Source organism: Rheinheimera soli, assembly GCF_021290985.1.
In the GTDB taxonomy this organism is placed as follows: Bacteria; Pseudomonadota; Gammaproteobacteria; order Enterobacterales; family Alteromonadaceae; genus Pararheinheimera; species Pararheinheimera soli.
This window is the reverse complement of sequence record NZ_JAJOYU010000001.1, coordinates 1-15,007: the sequence shown is the minus strand read 5'-3', so window position 1 is coordinate 15,007 and position 15,007 is coordinate 1. Positions and strand designations below refer to the sequence as shown.

Sequence of the window (15,007 nt, the reverse complement as noted above, 5' to 3'; positions counted from 1 at the left end):
GCAAGGGCGGCTTTGCTGGCAGAAAACAATAATGGAGTAGTGATGGATTTTTGGTTGTTATTTAAAGCTTTTATTCTGGGTATAGTTGAGGGTTTAACAGAGTTTTTGCCCGTATCCAGCACTGGCCATTTGATTGTAGTGGGCGATTTGATCGGGTTTTATAACGAAGGTAAAGTCTTTGAAATTGCCATTCAGCTAGGTGCTATTCTGGCTGTAGTATTTGAATACCGTCAGCGTTTTATCCAGGTTGCCACAGGCATTACTCACGATAAAAAAGCGCAGAATTTTGTACTGAATTTATTTGTCGCTTTCCTTCCTGCCGCCATCATTGGCTTGTTGTTTATTAAATACATTAAGTTGTATCTGTTTAACCCTATTACCGTAGCGACTATGCTGGTACTGGGTGGTCTAGTAATTTTGTATGCGGAGCGCCGTACTCATCAGGTGAAGATTCATGATGTGGATGACATCAGCTGGAAAGACGCGTTAAAAGTAGGTTGTGCGCAGATCATCTCGATGATCCCCGGCACCTCACGCTCAGGTTCAACCATTATTGGCGGTTTGTTTTTTGGTTTTGATCGTAAAGTAGCGGCAGAGTTTTCGTTCTTTTTAGCTGTGCCTACTATGTTTGCTGCGACCTTCTATGACTTGTTTAAACACCGCGATGTATTGCAGTTTGACCAGATGCCTATGTTTATCGTTGGTTTTGTCACGGCATTTTTCAGTGCTTTATTGGCAGTACGTACCTTTGTGCGTTTTGTTTCGAACCACAGCTATGAGATTTTTGCCTGGTACCGTATCGCCTTTGGTTTGGTGATTCTGGCGACCTGGTATTTTGGTTGGGTAAGCTGGAGCTGATTTTCTTGCAGGTAGCAAAAAGGGCACTTTAAGTGCCCTTTTTGCTACCTGCCCATTCAGTCCGATGAACTTAACGGCCTAAGTATTTATCCAGAGTTTTATATAAACCTTGCCACATGGTTTGGTTTTTCTGCTTCAGTTTGGCGGCGTTATCGGCCAGACGAGGCGCGATTTCTTCCTGTTCAGCCAATAGCTGACTGACTTTTTGTGTCAGGCTGACCGCTGAGAGTTTTTCCAGGCAGTAATCCGCCATGCCAAAATCAGACATCATGGCGTGGTATTTGTGGCTCCAACTGGTGGCGATACAAGGCACACCCTGACTCAGCGCATTAATAGCACCATGGAAACGTGAGCTGATAGCGACAGAGCTTTGGCCGATAAAAGCTTTGACGGCCAATGGGTCTTCAATCTGAATAATTTCACAAGGGGCTAAACGGGCAATTTCCTGACACAGCAGTTGATCTTCTTTGCCTTCGTGATTGACCAGTACCACAGCGTAACCTAATTCCACCAGCTGATTGGCTGCAGCAGCAAAAGCTTCCACATAGTTAGTGCGTTCGGCTTCAGCATTGGCGTGGTTAAACTTAGACACCACTTTGCTGTTAGGAATTAAAGCCGCAAATTTGCCTTCAATTTCAGGCAAAGCAGTGGTGCTGTGGCCTTTTAAACCTACTGTAAAGTCAGGGGTTAATTTAACCGAATCCGGCAGATTGGCTTCACAGCTTTGCAGATGGCTGAAGGACACCGGGTCGCGCACATAAATCAGTGCTGCGCTGTGAATAATGTCACGCATCGCTGCTTTGCTTTCGTCACTGCTAAAAGGGCCAAAGGCTTGAGGCATAAAGACAAAAGGTTTACCTGCATCTTTAAAGCGTTTTACTTCACGGGCGGTATTTTGCAGAAACTTCAAAGGCCACTGGTCGCCATAGGCAAAACCGCTGGCTTCTAAAATCACGTCGACATCACGTTCAGTCACCATGCCATAACGTTTCATCAGATTACGTAAAGAGCCAGGTAATTTGCCAAACCATGGGGTTAAATCCAGACCTTTACGGCGGAATGACACCTTTTGCCATGCACCTAACAAGGCACGTTCGCGATAGGGCAGGTTAGGACCAGGCGATAACACCAACTCTGTGTTGTTTAAGGTTTTTAAACCCTGTAAACAGGCCAGCAACATCAGGTAAGCGCCTTTGTTGCGGAACTGCACGCCTTTGATTTCGACTAATAAGGCTTTTGATTCAGACATAAGTTAATAACTCCGTAGCGGTTTTCTTCTCGGAGTGAGGGATCAACGCCTGCGGATCAGGGTAACCCACAGCAATCAGCATCACGACTCGTTCGAAAGGTTGTAATTTCAGTAAGCGGCCAATTTTGGCTTCATAGTTTTCTATATCAGGCCAGTTGATGGAGCACGAGGCCAGGCCCATAGTCTCTAATGCCAGCATCAATTGCATATTGGATAAGCTGGCGTCGATATAAATCACGTGGCGGTCGCGCTCAAAAGGATAAGCACTTAAATCACCAACCACAGCAAGCAAGGCAGGAATGCCATTGGCATAACCCACAGTGCCCATAGGCAAGTTTGCTAACTTATTCAGCATCTCGCCTTCTGTCGCTGCGATATAACGAAACGGCTGACGGTTACAGGCACTGGGTGCCTGAGCTGCAGCAGCAACAGCTTGCTCCAGAACGGCTTTAGGCACGCTCTGAGGTAAAAAGGTACGAACTGAACAGCGCTGCTGGCACAAAATTAAAAACTGCTCGTAACTGATGTCAGCTCTGGGTCTTTGCTCGTAAGGGGCTGGTGCTGAAGGACGGCTTTGCTCTAACCGTGGCGTGATCTGAGCTTTTAAGGCGGCAAAAGTCACAGGTTGACTGGCACCTTCTGGCCATTTTGTCACTGAAAAGTAGCTGTCCATCACATCGTGACAGTATTTTAGCAGCACTAAATCTAAGGCCTGATGATCGGCCAGCAGGTTTTGTAATGCAGTCAGAGTTTCGTCAATATAGTCCAGCGCAAACAAAGACTTGCGCGGCACCATACTTAAACCTTTTTCCAGCCGGTGGATATTGCGGCGTAAAATAACTGTCGCTATGCTGCTGCTCTCTTCATGCAGATGATAATGATGCCGACCCGCTGCTGTGGCATGTTGCTCACGGCGAAAATGTGGGTTAAAAAATGCGTAATACAGCGTTGCTGCCAGACGGCTTTTTGCTGCGTAAGGTAACAAGACCTTATCGAGCTTTTGCCTGATTTGTTGGAGTTGTTTTTTCATACCGTCTCTTTCTCTACCACCACACCGGACTTGTTTACCTTGATCAGTTGCCATAACTGACGACGGGTTCTGCCGGAAAAAAATAAAAAGAAAAATGAAGCGTAGGCATAAGAAATCAGCGTTGCCCAGGCTGCACCATCAATGCCCATAATGGGAATAAGCCACCAGTTCAGCAGCACGTTTAACACTGCACCTACGCCATGACTGGCCAGAGATAAAGGCTCCTGGCCGGTAATAATTAAATGTTGTCCTATCAGGTAACGGATAAAAATAAACACACCGGCCCAGATATGAATTTGCAGTACTGAAATACCTGCCTGAAATTTTTCACCAAAGATCAGTGGTACCAAAGGTGGTGCCACAATAAATACAACCACAGCTATCATCAGCGCCATTGCAAAAAAGTAACCAGTGTATTTACGTAGCAATAATAAATAACCTGACCAGCTGACCTGATGGCTTTTCAGAAGCTCAGGATAATAACGCACTGCTAATGTCGCTGGTATGACATACCACAGCTCTGAAATGCGGCTAACAGCTGCGTAAACACCAGCGGCTTCAATATCAATCAGGCGTTCAATCATAATCAGATCGATACGCAGATAGACTACAGATAAAATACCTGAGACCCATAACCAGCTGGAGCGGCGCAATAACTCCTTGCCATGTTGCCAGTTAAACCAGGCCGGTGTTAAACGGCCGGAGTCTTTGTTGTGGCCTTTATAAATCTGATACTGCAATACGCCGACAGCGGCAAACTCCAGACCTACGATCCAGAACAAAGCGCCAATGCCTAAGCCATACCAAAGCACTGCCAACTTGGCGACCAGACCCAAAATCCCCAACGCCAGTTTGCTATAGGCGAGGGTGCGGAAATGGCCTAAATAATTCTGGTGGTATTCAAATAAAATAAAAGCATTAAACAGCTGACCGACAAAAAGCACCGCAGCGCCCAACTGATAAGGTTCAAATTCTGTTGGCAGATACCAGCTAAAACCAACAAACATCAAAGCAGCAAATACAAATCCTGCTATTAATCGAAGCCAGGTGGCAGTAAATAAGATCTGCTGGCCTGTGCGTGGGTCAGTGGCAGACTGCACCGACTTTTGCACCAGATTGTTTAATCCTAAATTGGCTAAAGGCGCTAAAAATGCGCTCCAGGTCATGACGATAGCGTAATAACCTGTGGCTTCTGGTCCCAGCATGCGCGCCACAATAATAGTGATTAACGCACCTGCAGCCAGCTTGACTAAACGTTCACCCAATAAAGCAACGGCTTTGGCTTTGGCAACTTTAACTAAAAACTTAACCACGTCGTTTCGCTTTGTAACGTTTAATAGCACGGGTAATGCGCCAAATATGCTGCAAAGTGTATGAATAAACACTGAATACTATCAGGAACAACAGCAACATAATTAAATCAGGCACCATCAGGTACTCGCCAATGATGCCCAAAGTGGCCAGCATACAGGAGAAGCTACTGATCACCACCAACGCCTGACGGGAATTTAAGCCAAGGCGCAGGAAGATATGATGCAAATGTTCACGGTCGGCTAAAAAGGGCGACTGACCTTTACGAATACGGCGCAGCATAATAGCCACCATATCCATCAGCGGTACCGCAATGACCCAAAGGGCAGTGACAGGGCGAAAGCTGGCTGTATCACTTTGGGTGCCGATGATCAGTAACCAAATCACGGTTAAACCAATCAGCATACTGCCGGCATCACCCATAAAAATTTTACCTTTGCCTTTGCCAACCACATCCAGGTTAAACAGCAAATAAGGAATAAGCGCAAATACCAGCACCATAGGTAACACTGCATGCTCCAGCTGGCCACCCATCCCCATCATTAAGGTGACGGAAACAAAAGTAACACCACTGAGCATGCCGGCCAGACCGTCGATGCCATCAATCATATTAAAGGCATTAATGGCAGCAATAACGGCAATCAGTGTGATGGGGATCCCCAGGTAACCTAAAGTGACATCACCCAGCGAAAACAAATTGCCTAAATTACCCAAATGCAGTTGCAGGCCATACACCATAGCTGAGCCAATCAGCAACTGGACACAAAGCCGTAATTTGACGCTCAGGTCCATAAAATCATCAAACACCCCCAAAATGACAATAGTGCCGCCACAAAGCAGGTAGTAATAATGAACATCTTCTGGCAAACCAAACCAGGCTAAAGTCAGTCCAACGCCGGTAAATATAGAGATGCCACCTATCAGTGGCACAGAACCTGTGTGCTGCTTGCGGCCCGCGGGTTTGTCCACCAGCCCCACTTTGACAGACAAAGGGATCAGAATAAAAATGGCGGCTAAGGTAAGAACAAAGGTGGTAATAAACAGTTGCAGATGTTCTGTCATGTGGTTTCCGTCGGCTTTTTGGCCTGAAATAATGCGAACTGACTTAAACTAAATTGGCCTGATTATAGGTGAAGAACAGAGGGCTGACTACGGCGTGTGGGAGATAAAATTGAAAGGAATAACGACTTTGTCAGAAAATAATGCTCTAATTGTTATTTCTGTCACACTTGCTGTGACCCTATAACGTCCTGATAGATTTTTACGCTGTTAATCAAGACGTTGGCGAACCCTATTTCTTTAGAAGAGCTCCGATCTTTATGGTTTTCATCCATCAGGAGTTGGGCTGTTGACGCAGGATACCGGCTGTGACCAAAGCAGTATTGATTATCACCAATATGGGGCCTAAACCCTCTGCACCTTTTCAGGGCCAGTTTGTAAAAAATCAGGTGCTGGCATTACAGCAGCGTCGGACTTTGGCTTATTTTTATATGAGCTGGCATAACGACAGCTTGCTGAACAGGCTGTTGAAATACCCGGTGCTGTTTTTACAGTTTTTCTGGTCTTATATTCTGAGTTTTAAAAGCTTCGATGTTATTCATGTGCATTTTTTTTACCCAACCATCTGGCTGGCTCTGGCTTATAAATACCTGCGCAAACCTTCGGTAAAAATAGTTGTCACTTGTCATGGCAGTGATATTTACCATTATCAGCCTTTTGGTTTTTTATACCGCTGGTGCTGTGGTTTTGTTGACCAGTGGATTTTTACCAGTGAAAAACTGCAGGCGAAAAGCTATACCGCAGCACCTAAAGCCGCCATATTATCTGCCGGCATTGCACAAGTTTATGCGGATGCACAACAACTCAGCAGAGCAGAAAAAGACATTGATCTGCTGTATGTCGGAGCTTTGGATAAAAACAAAGGCATGGATAGGCTGATTGCCCTGTTACCGCAACTGGCAGATAAAACCATTTATGTGGTAGGCACAGGGGTTTATCAGGCGCAATTTGAGCAGTTAAAAAAAGACTACCCCAATTTGCAGCTGGCAGCTGGCCAAAGTGCAGAACAACTAAAAGCTTTATACCAGCGCAGCAAATGTTTTCTAAGCTTATCGCGTAATGAATCTTTTGGCCTGGTGATGACGGAAGCCATGGTCTGTTATACCCCGGTGATTGCCACCCTCACTGATGGGTCGGCAGAGCAGTTGGGTGCTGACTCATTTTGGGTGTTAGATCAGACAGATGAGCAAGTTTTACAACAGAACTTGCTGAAAAAAATTCAGCAGCTATTAAGTTTGTCAGATTCAGACTATACCGCATTGCAGCAGTCAGCTCATCAGCATGCAAAAGACTGTCTGGTTAATGATGTGGCGGCAAAAATACACCAGCTCTACAGCGACCTGGGGTTATAAAACAAATAACTATAGTGAAGGTAAATACAAGCATGGCAATTCAACCTGAAGTAGTCCCAGTGGGTGGCATAGGGGTGATGGCATTCAGCGATATGGCTGAGCTGGTCAATTACGTTATTCAGGACGATGGTACAGTCTTTGCCGGTTCTGCTATTGCAATGAACCCGGAGAAGGTGATCGCTGCCAGTAAAAATCCTGAATTGATGGGCATTCTGAATAAGGCTGATATCCGTTATGCCGATGGTATGGGTGTAGTCAAAGTGATGCGGCGTAAATTAGGCCGTAAAGTCGAACGTATTCCCGGTTGTGAATTGTGGCAGGCGTTAATGGCCAAAGCCTCTGTGACTAAAACGCCGGTGTTTCTGGTGGGTGCCAAGCCACAAGTGATGGCTGAAACTGTGGACAAACTGACAGCCATGGGCGTCAATGTGGTGGACTCGCAAGACGGTTATTTTAAAGATGAAAATGAACTGATCCGCCGTATAGCGCAAAGTGGTGCCCGTATTGTTACTGTAGCTATGGGGTCACCCAAGCAAGAAATTTTTATTGGTAAATGCCAACAGCAACTGCCTGATGCCTATTATATGGGTGTTGGTGGTACTTATGATGTGTTTACAGGCCATGTGCAGCGAGCGCCGGCTTTATGGTGCAAGTTACATTTAGAGTGGGCCTACCGGCTGTTATCTCAGCCGTCCCGTATTGGTCGTCAGTCAAATCTGGTGACTTATGCCTGGTTATATTTAACCAATAAACTCTGATAACAACGATTAAAACAAAAAGAATCATAAAAAGAATCACAGAGAGAAGCATAGTGCAGCAACAGTCCGCTTTACCTTTGATCAGCGTCTATATGCCCACGTTTAACAGGGTAGATATGGTGCAACGTGCCATTGCTTCAGTACTGGTGCAGGATTACCCCAATCTGGAATTACTGGTGGTGGATGATGCTTCCACAGACAGTACCTGGGAGACTTTAAATCGTGTTTATGCTGATGAGCCCAGGGTGCGTCTGTTTCGTCAGGACAAAGGGCAGGGCGCTTGTGCGGCTCGTAATCTGGCGATAGCTGAAGCCAAAGGTGAGTTTGTCACTGGCCTGGATGATGATGACGAGTTTTTACCTCATCGTCTGACGTCTTTGTATCAGGCCTACGACGATCAGTATGCTTTTGTCTGTTCCAGTTACTTTTGGGATTACGGCACTATCCGCAAGCAACTTTATCCTGAGTCTGCCATTGTCGGTCTAAACGAACTTTTGGATGTGCATTGTTTATCCAATCAGGTGCTGGTAAAACGCAGCCGCATGCTGGCGCAAGGTGGTTTTGATATTGGACTGGCCGCTTTTCAGGATTACGATATGTGGATCCGCTTAGTCGCTGCATACGGCAAAGCCCTGCGTTTGGCCGAAGCCACTTATGTGGTGCATGTCGGGCATGAACTGGGCCGTATTACCACCTCACCCAAACGCCTGGCCGCACAAAGTTATTTTGTTGAAAAACATCTGCCCTTGATGAATGAGCGGAATAAACAAAACCAGCAATTTTATCGTTTGGTGATGGAGCAGCAACAGCTGTCTTTTGGTCGTTTGCTGTTTTTCTGCCGTTATGGCTTGTGGTCAACGAAGATCCGTTATTACCTGAAACAAAAATTACAATGGGCGATTAAATTCCGTCAGCAGTTGTTGAGCAAAGGCATCAAAGGGTTGTTTTCGAGAAAATGAGTCAGAATTTATTAGCTCACGCCAATTTTGTCAGCCTGAGCGCTGTATTGCTCCGACGGTTTTGGTTGCTGTTACTGGCTGCAGCGGTTTTAGGTGCGGCGGCATTGTATATAGTGCAACTCAGCACAGCTGTGTCTTATCAGGCAACTGCTGTTGTCACCTTAACCGACTGGCAAACCGAACGTTTAACGCGACGTGATGATCCAAACGACAAAAATCCGGCCAATGTGGGGGGCGCTTCAGCGGATGCCATGTCCAGAGCTTTGTTGTGGTTAAAAGCCCCTGACTTTTTTCAGTCGCTGGCCCGTTCAGTGAATGCGCAGCAGTTAAGTGTGGAACACAAAAGGCGCGGTAATCTGGTGACCTTGAAGTGGAAAAGCAATTCAGCAACCAATGCAGAAACTGAACTGGCGTTGGTACTCGGACTCTGGGATCAGCGTTGGCGCCAGCAGTTTATTCAGCAAAAACAACAAGAGTTAGCGACCTTACAACAAGTGCCGGTCACCGATCTGGTAAAGCAACAGCAAAACCGCACACAATACGAGTTGGACTACGCGAAAAAAGCTCAACCTTTTGCTTTGCACCTGTTAGAGAGCGCAAAAGCACCAGAACAAAGTGAGCGTCCGGCTTTGTGGCTGATGTTATTGTTTGGTGCATTTTTTGGCTTTAGCTGCGCTTTTATTTTGTTGATGTTATGGCGGCTTTAATGCGGTTATCTGCGTATTTCCAGCAGGTGTTGCCGCTGGATAAACTGATCCTGTTATTGTGCAGCTGCTATTTATTAGTCGATGCTTTTAATGGCTTTTTACTGAATCAGTTTGGCCGCAGCTTTGGTTTTTCTGCGCTCTACAAGCTGCTGATCCTAAATCTTATGCTCACCTGCTTGAGCCTGCGGACTGCAAAGGCCTTTTTGTTGTTTCCAGCCCTGTTTGTGCTGCTGGTGCCAGGGCCTTTTTACAGCTGGCTACAATTGGGTGGTTCTTTAGCTGCAGATATGGGCTTGATGCTCAAACTGATTTCCCCTTTTATCGCTTTTTATTATTTGCTCAGTCTGGCTCAGCTGGATAAAGCCTTTGCGCTGAAATCCATGCATCAGGTTTTTGTAGTTAATTATCTAATTGTATTAGTTAATTTTGTTCTTGGTGCCCTGGGTTATGGCTACACCTCTTATTTGCCGCAACAACATCTGACTCAGGTCGATTTGGGCAGCAAAGGTTTTTTTAATGCGGCGAATGAGTTGTCTGTGGTGCTATTGGTGTTATCCGCCTGGTTATTGCAGTACTACTGGCGTCAGCAAAAGCTAATTTTTTTGGCGGTAGCTGTCAGCTCAGTGTGGTGCGCCAGTTTAATGCTGACCAAAACGGGTTTGCTTGGAACCATTATTTTGGTGTTATTGATCCCGCTGATGCCGCAGCTTATCCGTCTGAACTGGTCGCGTTTGGCACTGATGTTAGTGCTGTTGATAGTTACGGCTATCCTATTGATTTGGCAAGCGCCTTTACTGTTAAGTCATCTGGGGCTGGCCGAGAAATTACAGCATATTTATCAGCAGCAAGGTTTATTGGGTGTCTTGTTATCTAACCGCGACAAATATGCTGCAGAGATCTGGCAGGTGGTGAGTTTTTATTACAGCGAAGGCCACAGGTTTTTTGGGGTTGGGCTTATTGGTGTCTCAGAACATCTGTGGAAGTACTGGGCTGAGTCGGATCCTTTTGATTTATTTATCTTTTATGGTGTCGCTGGTTTGATGTTTTTTTTGTGGATTTTTACAGGCTTTATTGCTCAGAATTTAAAGTTAATCCGGCTTTTTTCCAGCGATTTAGCTGCAACTTTAGTGTTGTTAAATCTGTTATTGCTTTTGGTGGCCTGTATTGCAGGTCATGTCATCAGCTCTGGTATGTTGTGGCCTGTCTGGGGTTTTATAAATGCAGCGGCTTTGATCCATTGCTCAGCTGATACAACAGCAAAAAAGGCGGAGTTTGTCCATGTTACGCAGTGATTTTGCGCAAAAGCTGCTGAATAACAGTCTGGCTCATGGTCTGAACTTCGGCTCGCGTTGGTTACTGAATCTGGTGGTTGCGCGACAACTGCTGGCGACCGATTTTGGTGTCTTTAGTTATGTCTATATGCTGGCGAACCTGTTTTTCCCAACCATAGCTTTTGGTGTCAGTTTTTACCTGATCCACTATTCCGCCAAACAGCAACAAATCAGTTTGTTATTCAACAGTCTGGTGCTGAGCTTTCTGGTGTTTTTGTTGTTGTGTTTCGGTGTTGTGGCTATCGATTATTGGATCAACGACAGCGTGCCTTATTACCTGTACCTGCTGAGTTTACTGATAGGCCTGGTTTGGGCTGTCAGTCAGGCCATATTTTGTTATCTCAAAGGCCGGCAGCAGTTTTTTGTCGAAGTAAAATCACAGTTTGTCGGCGCTTTAAGTCTGCTGGTGGTGGTGGGGTTGTTATTCGGTGGAGTGATTACAGAACTGGATTCGATGCTCGAAGCTGTGTTGGTCGCGAGTTTGTTGCCTGTGGCTATGGGGTTGAATGTGCTCTGGCCTGAACTGAAAGCTGGTGTTGGCCCTTATCTGCGCAATTTCAGCACTTACTTTGGCTGGCAGGATATACGGCATCGGCTGCATTTTGCATTGCATGATGTATTCGCCATCATTATGACCAATATTCCTTTTATTTTTCTGGCCTTGTTCAGTACTTTGGTAGCGCTGGGGCAATTCAGAAAACTCTTTATTTTATTTATGCCTATTACCTTATTGCCGGTGATATTTTCGCAGGTATTTTTAAGTCGTTTAAGCCGTCTGACGGAGCTGGGCGCTAAGCTGAAGTTTTTTCGTAAGGTGTTTCTGTTCACTTTACCCCTGTTGTCTTTGCCTTATTTAGTGATGTGGCCTATCGGCGACTGGCTGTATCAGATCTCCTTTAATGAGGCATTGGATCCAGAGCATCTGCTGATGCTACATCTGGTATTAGCGACTTTGTGGATCACCTTACTGAAAACTTACTTTGAAGTGCTGCTGACCTCATTAGGTGCCAATCAGTACAAAGCCATGTTGGTCACTTTTGCTGTGATGTTTACAGCGCTGGCTTATTGCTGGTTTAACTATCAACTGACAGTGGAATTAACGGCCTGGTTGTTTTTAGCTGGAAACCTGTTAATCACTTCGATGCTGGTACTTGCTTGCTTGTGGCAAATCAGAGTGCAGCAAAAGCGTCAGACAAAAAGCACGGCAGGTTAGGCAATGGCTTCCGTTGTGCTATGGTTAAATTCAGTTCAGTGTAAATAGAGCCGGGGTTGCTGTGTATAAAGTTGTGATCATTGCGGCTTTGTTCTGCTGCCAAAGCCTAATCGCAGCGCAGGTAACCTGGCTTAAAACAGACTGGCCGCCTCATCAAATCACCACTGGAGTTTATCAGGAACAGGGCACCTTTGATGTACTGCACAAACTGTTGGTCGCACAGCTGCCTCATCTGACACACCAGATCAAAGTTGTAAATTTACCCAGACTGGAACAGGCTTTTTTGCAAAATAACTACAGTGTGTGCACTTTTGGTTCCATTTTCACTGAAAAAAGAGCAAAAACCCGTTGGTACTCTAAAGCAGTGACTGTACTACCTGGTTTAGCTGTGCATTTTCGGACTTCAGCAGCACTGCAGCAGCATACTGCTATGCAAGCTGATGGCAGTATAGACATACGCCAACTGGCGCAAGATAAGACCTTACTTGGAGCTTATCAGCCTAACCGTTTTTATCCTGCCTCTGTGATGGATGCTACGCAGTACGCTAATTTTATTCCTCATGAGTTTACCAGTGAAGTGAATGCTGCAGCGCTGCTGTTATCAAAGCGAGTTGACTACGTGGTGGAATATCCGGAGAGGATGGCCTTTTATCTGAAGCACTACCCACAAAAATTGCAGATCCAAAGCCGGGCAGTGGTGGATGCGTCGCCTTATGTGGTGTCTTATATTACCTGCAACAAAAGTCCGGCTGGGCAGCAATTGATTGCTGAAATAAACCAAGCGCTGATGGCGTTGTGGCTAACACCAGAATACAAAACGGCGATGTTCAGCTGGGTAGACGCAAGCAATACAGAGCGATTAGAAAAGGTCTATCAGGACTATCTGCATAAATCAGCGGCAACAACTGAACATTGAATCTGAGGTTCTGCATCCAATAGAACAAACTAAAAAGGCCGGTGATTTCACCGGCCTTTTGTCAAATTTATCAGTAGTGACTGATACTTAGTGAGCTGAGCGTAACGGACCTACCACGTTAATCAGGCTATTTTTACTGAAATCCAAATCGCCAAAACCTTTGTGGTTTACCAGGATCACAATAATGTCCGCTTTTAAACCTTGTGCTACGGACACCAGTTCGACATTTGAAGCCAGCTTGTTGGTGTGTTCCACGTTCGGCTCTACCGCATAGATTTTACCCTGATAAGCTGCGGCTAAATCATTGACGATGTGCAAAGCCGGGCTTTCACGTAAATCGTCGATATCTGGCTTAAAGGCTAAACCAAAACAGGCCACAGAAGGCTTGTGCAAAGCGTGATTAGCTACAGTAGATAAAATTTTCTGCAGTACCCATTGAGGTTTAAAGTCGTTGACTTCACGGGCTGTGCGAATGAGTTTCGCTTGCTCTGGTGCTGAGTGCACGATAAACCAAGGGTCAACAGCGATACAGTGCCCACCTACACCTGCGCCTGGCGTCAGAATGTTTACGCGAGGGTGGCGGTTCGCCATTTTAATCAGTTCCCAAACGTTAATCTTCAGCTCGTCACAGATGACCGACAACTCGTTAGCAAAGGCTATATTGACGTCACGGAAGGCGTTTTCTGTCAATTTCGACATTTCGGCGGTACGGGCGTCAGATATTAAACACTCACCAGTCACAAACGTCTGATACAGAGCTTTGGCTTTTTCAGAGCAGGCTGGTGTTAAACCGCCAACGATACGGTCATTGGCAATCAGTTCATACACAACACGACCAGGTAATACACGTTCCGGGCAATAAGCCACGTGAATGTCAGGCTGAGAAGAGTCAGTTGGTACTGTTAAATCCGGACGGGCTTCACTTATCCACTGGCAAATTTTTTCAGTGGTACCAACAGGGCTGGTCGATTCCAGTACCACTAAGTTGCCTTTGGCCAGCACTGGCGCAATAGATTTCACCGCCGCTTCAACATAAGTTAAATCCGGTGACAGATCATCAAAAAATGGCGTAGGTACTGCAATCATAAAGGCATCTGCAGCCACAGGACTGGTTTGGGCTGATAAGTAACCGCCTGTTACAGCGGCATGTACCAGCATGTCCAGCTCAGGTTCCACAATATGAATTTTACCCTGATTGATGGTATCTACAGCGTGTTGATTCACATCTATACCAATAACCCGCAGCTTGCGTGATGCCAACATGGCTGCCGTAGGCAAGCCTATATAGCCTAAACCAATCACCGATACCGTTTTAAACATACTGAACTCCATTAACCTGCAATATTGGTTTTTATTTGCCGACATCTTATCACAGCACGCCAGAAAGCTTAGATGACAGATAGCTGCTGTTGAAGAAAATTTTTAATAAAATAACAGTGTTAGCTGAATGGTGACTGATTAGGTCTGTGGTATCGTGGCTACCAGTTGCTGATACAGTTCAGTGGAAGGAATCAAAGTGAAAGATTTTTTAGAACCTTTTTTATATCCGCAGAATATATTTCTTTGGTTATTTTTTTTCGCCTGCTTGTACTATCGCCGCAAAGGGCTGTGGTTATTGCTGATTTGGTTTTATCTGAGCGGTAATACCCTGCTGGCAAATCAGGTGCGGGAATGGTACGGCTCGCAGATCAGCACAGCTGAATTACCTGTCAACTTTGATGGTGATTATGTGCTGCTGGGCTGTGGTGGCAATGAACATAGTTTGCCGGATTGTGCTATCAACAGGATCAATCAGCTGTCTTTAATGATTAATGCACAGCAGCGCCCGGTCCATGTTTATATGACCACGCTTTACTGCGCCCCTTATGAAGCCTTGTTAAAACAAAAAACAGAGTATGCTGCTATTTCGTGTTTTGATGGCGGTGCGACTACTTATCATGAATTTGCAACCTTAGATAAAAAGCTGGATAAAACTAAAAATTATTTGTTTATCAGCAGCGATTACCATGCGCTTCGGGTGAAGAAATTATCGCAAATGCATCAGTTGAATGCACAGGTGTATGCTGCATCCAGTGCAACCTTCAGGCCGGTAAATTGTGGCTGGAACTGTTTATTAACGGTGAACCTGTCGAACTATGATTTGTTTTCAAAGCTGGCTGCTGAAACCGCAAGTTTGCAGGTGTATTGGCTGACTAAAGACTGGACTGAGTGGTATACCCCGGGTTCTTGATGAGGTCTGCGGGTCATGATTTCGAGAAAGAGAA

Annotated in this window: 14 protein-coding genes; 9 read left to right on the top strand and 5 right to left on the bottom strand. The window is 45.6% G+C overall.

The genetic code is table 11. The annotated features are described in order from the left end of the window. Positions 1 to 42 precede the first annotated feature (42 nt). A complete protein-coding gene (locus LSG37_RS00070; RefSeq protein ID WP_233077831.1) occupies positions 43 to 858 on the top strand; it encodes an undecaprenyl-diphosphate phosphatase in 816 nt (271 codons plus the stop codon). A gap of 70 nt (positions 859 to 928) precedes the next feature. Here LSG37_RS00070 and LSG37_RS00065 read toward each other — a convergent pair whose 3' ends face one another. The 4 genes from LSG37_RS00065 to wecA are packed head-to-tail and all read right to left on the bottom strand — an operon-like array spanning position 929 to position 5,510. Then, positions 929 to 2,107 carry a polysaccharide pyruvyl transferase family protein gene (locus tag LSG37_RS00065; protein ID WP_233077830.1) on the bottom strand — a complete coding sequence of 393 codons (1,179 nt, stop codon included), beginning with the start codon at positions 2,105 to 2,107 and terminating at the stop codon, positions 929 to 931. Next, complete coding sequence (locus LSG37_RS00060; protein WP_233077829.1) at positions 2,100 to 3,137, bottom strand: nitroreductase family protein; 1,038 nt, start codon at positions 3,135 to 3,137, stop codon at positions 2,100 to 2,102. Before LSG37_RS00060 ends, LSG37_RS00065 begins: the two co-directional genes overlap by 8 nt. Then, positions 3,134 to 4,450 carry a flippase gene (locus LSG37_RS00055; RefSeq protein WP_233077828.1) on the bottom strand — a complete coding sequence of 439 codons (1,317 nt, stop codon included), beginning with the start codon at positions 4,448 to 4,450 and terminating at the stop codon, positions 3,134 to 3,136. The genes LSG37_RS00060 and LSG37_RS00055 overlap by 4 nt, the downstream gene beginning before the upstream one ends. Further along, entirely contained in the window at positions 4,443 to 5,510 is a 1,068-nt protein-coding gene (gene wecA / locus LSG37_RS00050) for a UDP-N-acetylglucosamine--undecaprenyl-phosphate N-acetylglucosaminephosphotransferase (RefSeq protein WP_233077827.1), read from the bottom strand. Before wecA ends, LSG37_RS00055 begins: the two co-directional genes overlap by 8 nt. Before the next feature lie 305 nt (positions 5,511 to 5,815). Between wecA and LSG37_RS00045 the strand changes: the two genes are divergently transcribed. From LSG37_RS00045 to LSG37_RS00015, 7 genes are all read left to right on the top strand, one after another. After that, positions 5,816 to 6,859 carry a glycosyltransferase family 4 protein gene (locus LSG37_RS00045; protein ID WP_233077826.1) on the top strand — a complete coding sequence of 348 codons (1,044 nt, stop codon included), beginning with the start codon at positions 5,816 to 5,818 and terminating at the stop codon, positions 6,857 to 6,859. 32 nt (positions 6,860 to 6,891) lie between these two features. Further along, a complete protein-coding gene (locus LSG37_RS00040) occupies positions 6,892 to 7,617 on the top strand; it encodes a WecB/TagA/CpsF family glycosyltransferase (RefSeq protein WP_233077825.1) in 726 nt (241 codons plus the stop codon). Positions 7,618 to 7,670: 53 nt separating this feature from the next. Then, positions 7,671 to 8,576 (top strand): glycosyltransferase, encoded by a 906-nt coding sequence (locus LSG37_RS00035; RefSeq protein ID WP_366515534.1) that lies wholly within the window; start codon positions 7,671 to 7,673, stop codon positions 8,574 to 8,576. Continuing rightward, positions 8,573 to 9,283 carry a hypothetical protein gene (locus LSG37_RS00030; RefSeq protein WP_233077824.1) on the top strand — a complete coding sequence of 237 codons (711 nt, stop codon included), beginning with the start codon at positions 8,573 to 8,575 and terminating at the stop codon, positions 9,281 to 9,283. The genes LSG37_RS00035 and LSG37_RS00030 overlap by 4 nt, the downstream gene beginning before the upstream one ends. Beyond that, positions 9,283 to 10,575 (top strand): O-antigen ligase family protein, encoded by a 1,293-nt coding sequence (locus LSG37_RS00025; protein WP_233077823.1) that lies wholly within the window; start codon positions 9,283 to 9,285, stop codon positions 10,573 to 10,575. Before LSG37_RS00030 ends, LSG37_RS00025 begins: the two co-directional genes overlap by 1 nt. After that, positions 10,562 to 11,827, top strand: coding sequence for a lipopolysaccharide biosynthesis protein (locus tag LSG37_RS00020; RefSeq protein WP_233077822.1), 1,266 nt, complete (start codon positions 10,562 to 10,564; stop codon positions 11,825 to 11,827). The genes LSG37_RS00025 and LSG37_RS00020 overlap by 14 nt, the downstream gene beginning before the upstream one ends. Positions 11,828 to 11,888: 61 nt before the next feature. Continuing rightward, positions 11,889 to 12,743 (top strand): hypothetical protein, encoded by an 855-nt coding sequence (locus tag LSG37_RS00015; protein ID WP_233077821.1) that lies wholly within the window; start codon positions 11,889 to 11,891, stop codon positions 12,741 to 12,743. 87 nt (positions 12,744 to 12,830) lie between these two features. Here LSG37_RS00015 and wecC read toward each other — a convergent pair whose 3' ends face one another. Next, entirely contained in the window at positions 12,831 to 14,063 is a 1,233-nt protein-coding gene (gene wecC, locus LSG37_RS00010) for a UDP-N-acetyl-D-mannosamine dehydrogenase (protein WP_233077820.1), read from the bottom strand. Between the two features lie 196 nt (positions 14,064 to 14,259). Between wecC and LSG37_RS00005 the strand changes: the two genes are divergently transcribed. Further along, a complete protein-coding gene (locus LSG37_RS00005) occupies positions 14,260 to 14,973 on the top strand; it encodes a hypothetical protein (protein WP_233077819.1) in 714 nt (237 codons plus the stop codon). The last annotated feature ends 34 nt before the right edge of the window (positions 14,974 to 15,007 follow it).

Excerpts from the sequence above, each read along its gene's own strand:
- LSG37_RS00070 (WP_233077831.1), top strand. The coding sequence starts at position 43 with ATGGATTTTTGGTTGTTATTTAAAGCTTTTATTCTGGGTATAGTTGAG.
- LSG37_RS00065 (WP_233077830.1), bottom strand. The coding sequence starts at position 2,107 with ATGTCTGAATCAAAAGCCTTATTAGTCGAAATCAAAGGCGTGCAGTTC.
- LSG37_RS00060 (WP_233077829.1), bottom strand. The coding sequence starts at position 3,137 with ATGAAAAAACAACTCCAACAAATCAGGCAAAAGCTCGATAAGGTCTTG.
- wecA (WP_233077827.1), bottom strand. The coding sequence starts at position 5,510 with ATGACAGAACATCTGCAACTGTTTATTACCACCTTTGTTCTTACCTTA.
- LSG37_RS00040 (WP_233077825.1), top strand. The coding sequence starts at position 6,892 with ATGGCAATTCAACCTGAAGTAGTCCCAGTGGGTGGCATAGGGGTGATG.
- LSG37_RS00030 (WP_233077824.1), top strand. The coding sequence starts at position 8,573 with ATGAGTCAGAATTTATTAGCTCACGCCAATTTTGTCAGCCTGAGCGCT.
- LSG37_RS00025 (WP_233077823.1), top strand. The coding sequence starts at position 9,283 with ATGCGGTTATCTGCGTATTTCCAGCAGGTGTTGCCGCTGGATAAACTG.
- LSG37_RS00020 (WP_233077822.1), top strand. The coding sequence starts at position 10,562 with ATGTTACGCAGTGATTTTGCGCAAAAGCTGCTGAATAACAGTCTGGCT.
- wecC (WP_233077820.1), bottom strand. The coding sequence starts at position 14,063 with ATGTTTAAAACGGTATCGGTGATTGGTTTAGGCTATATAGGCTTGCCT.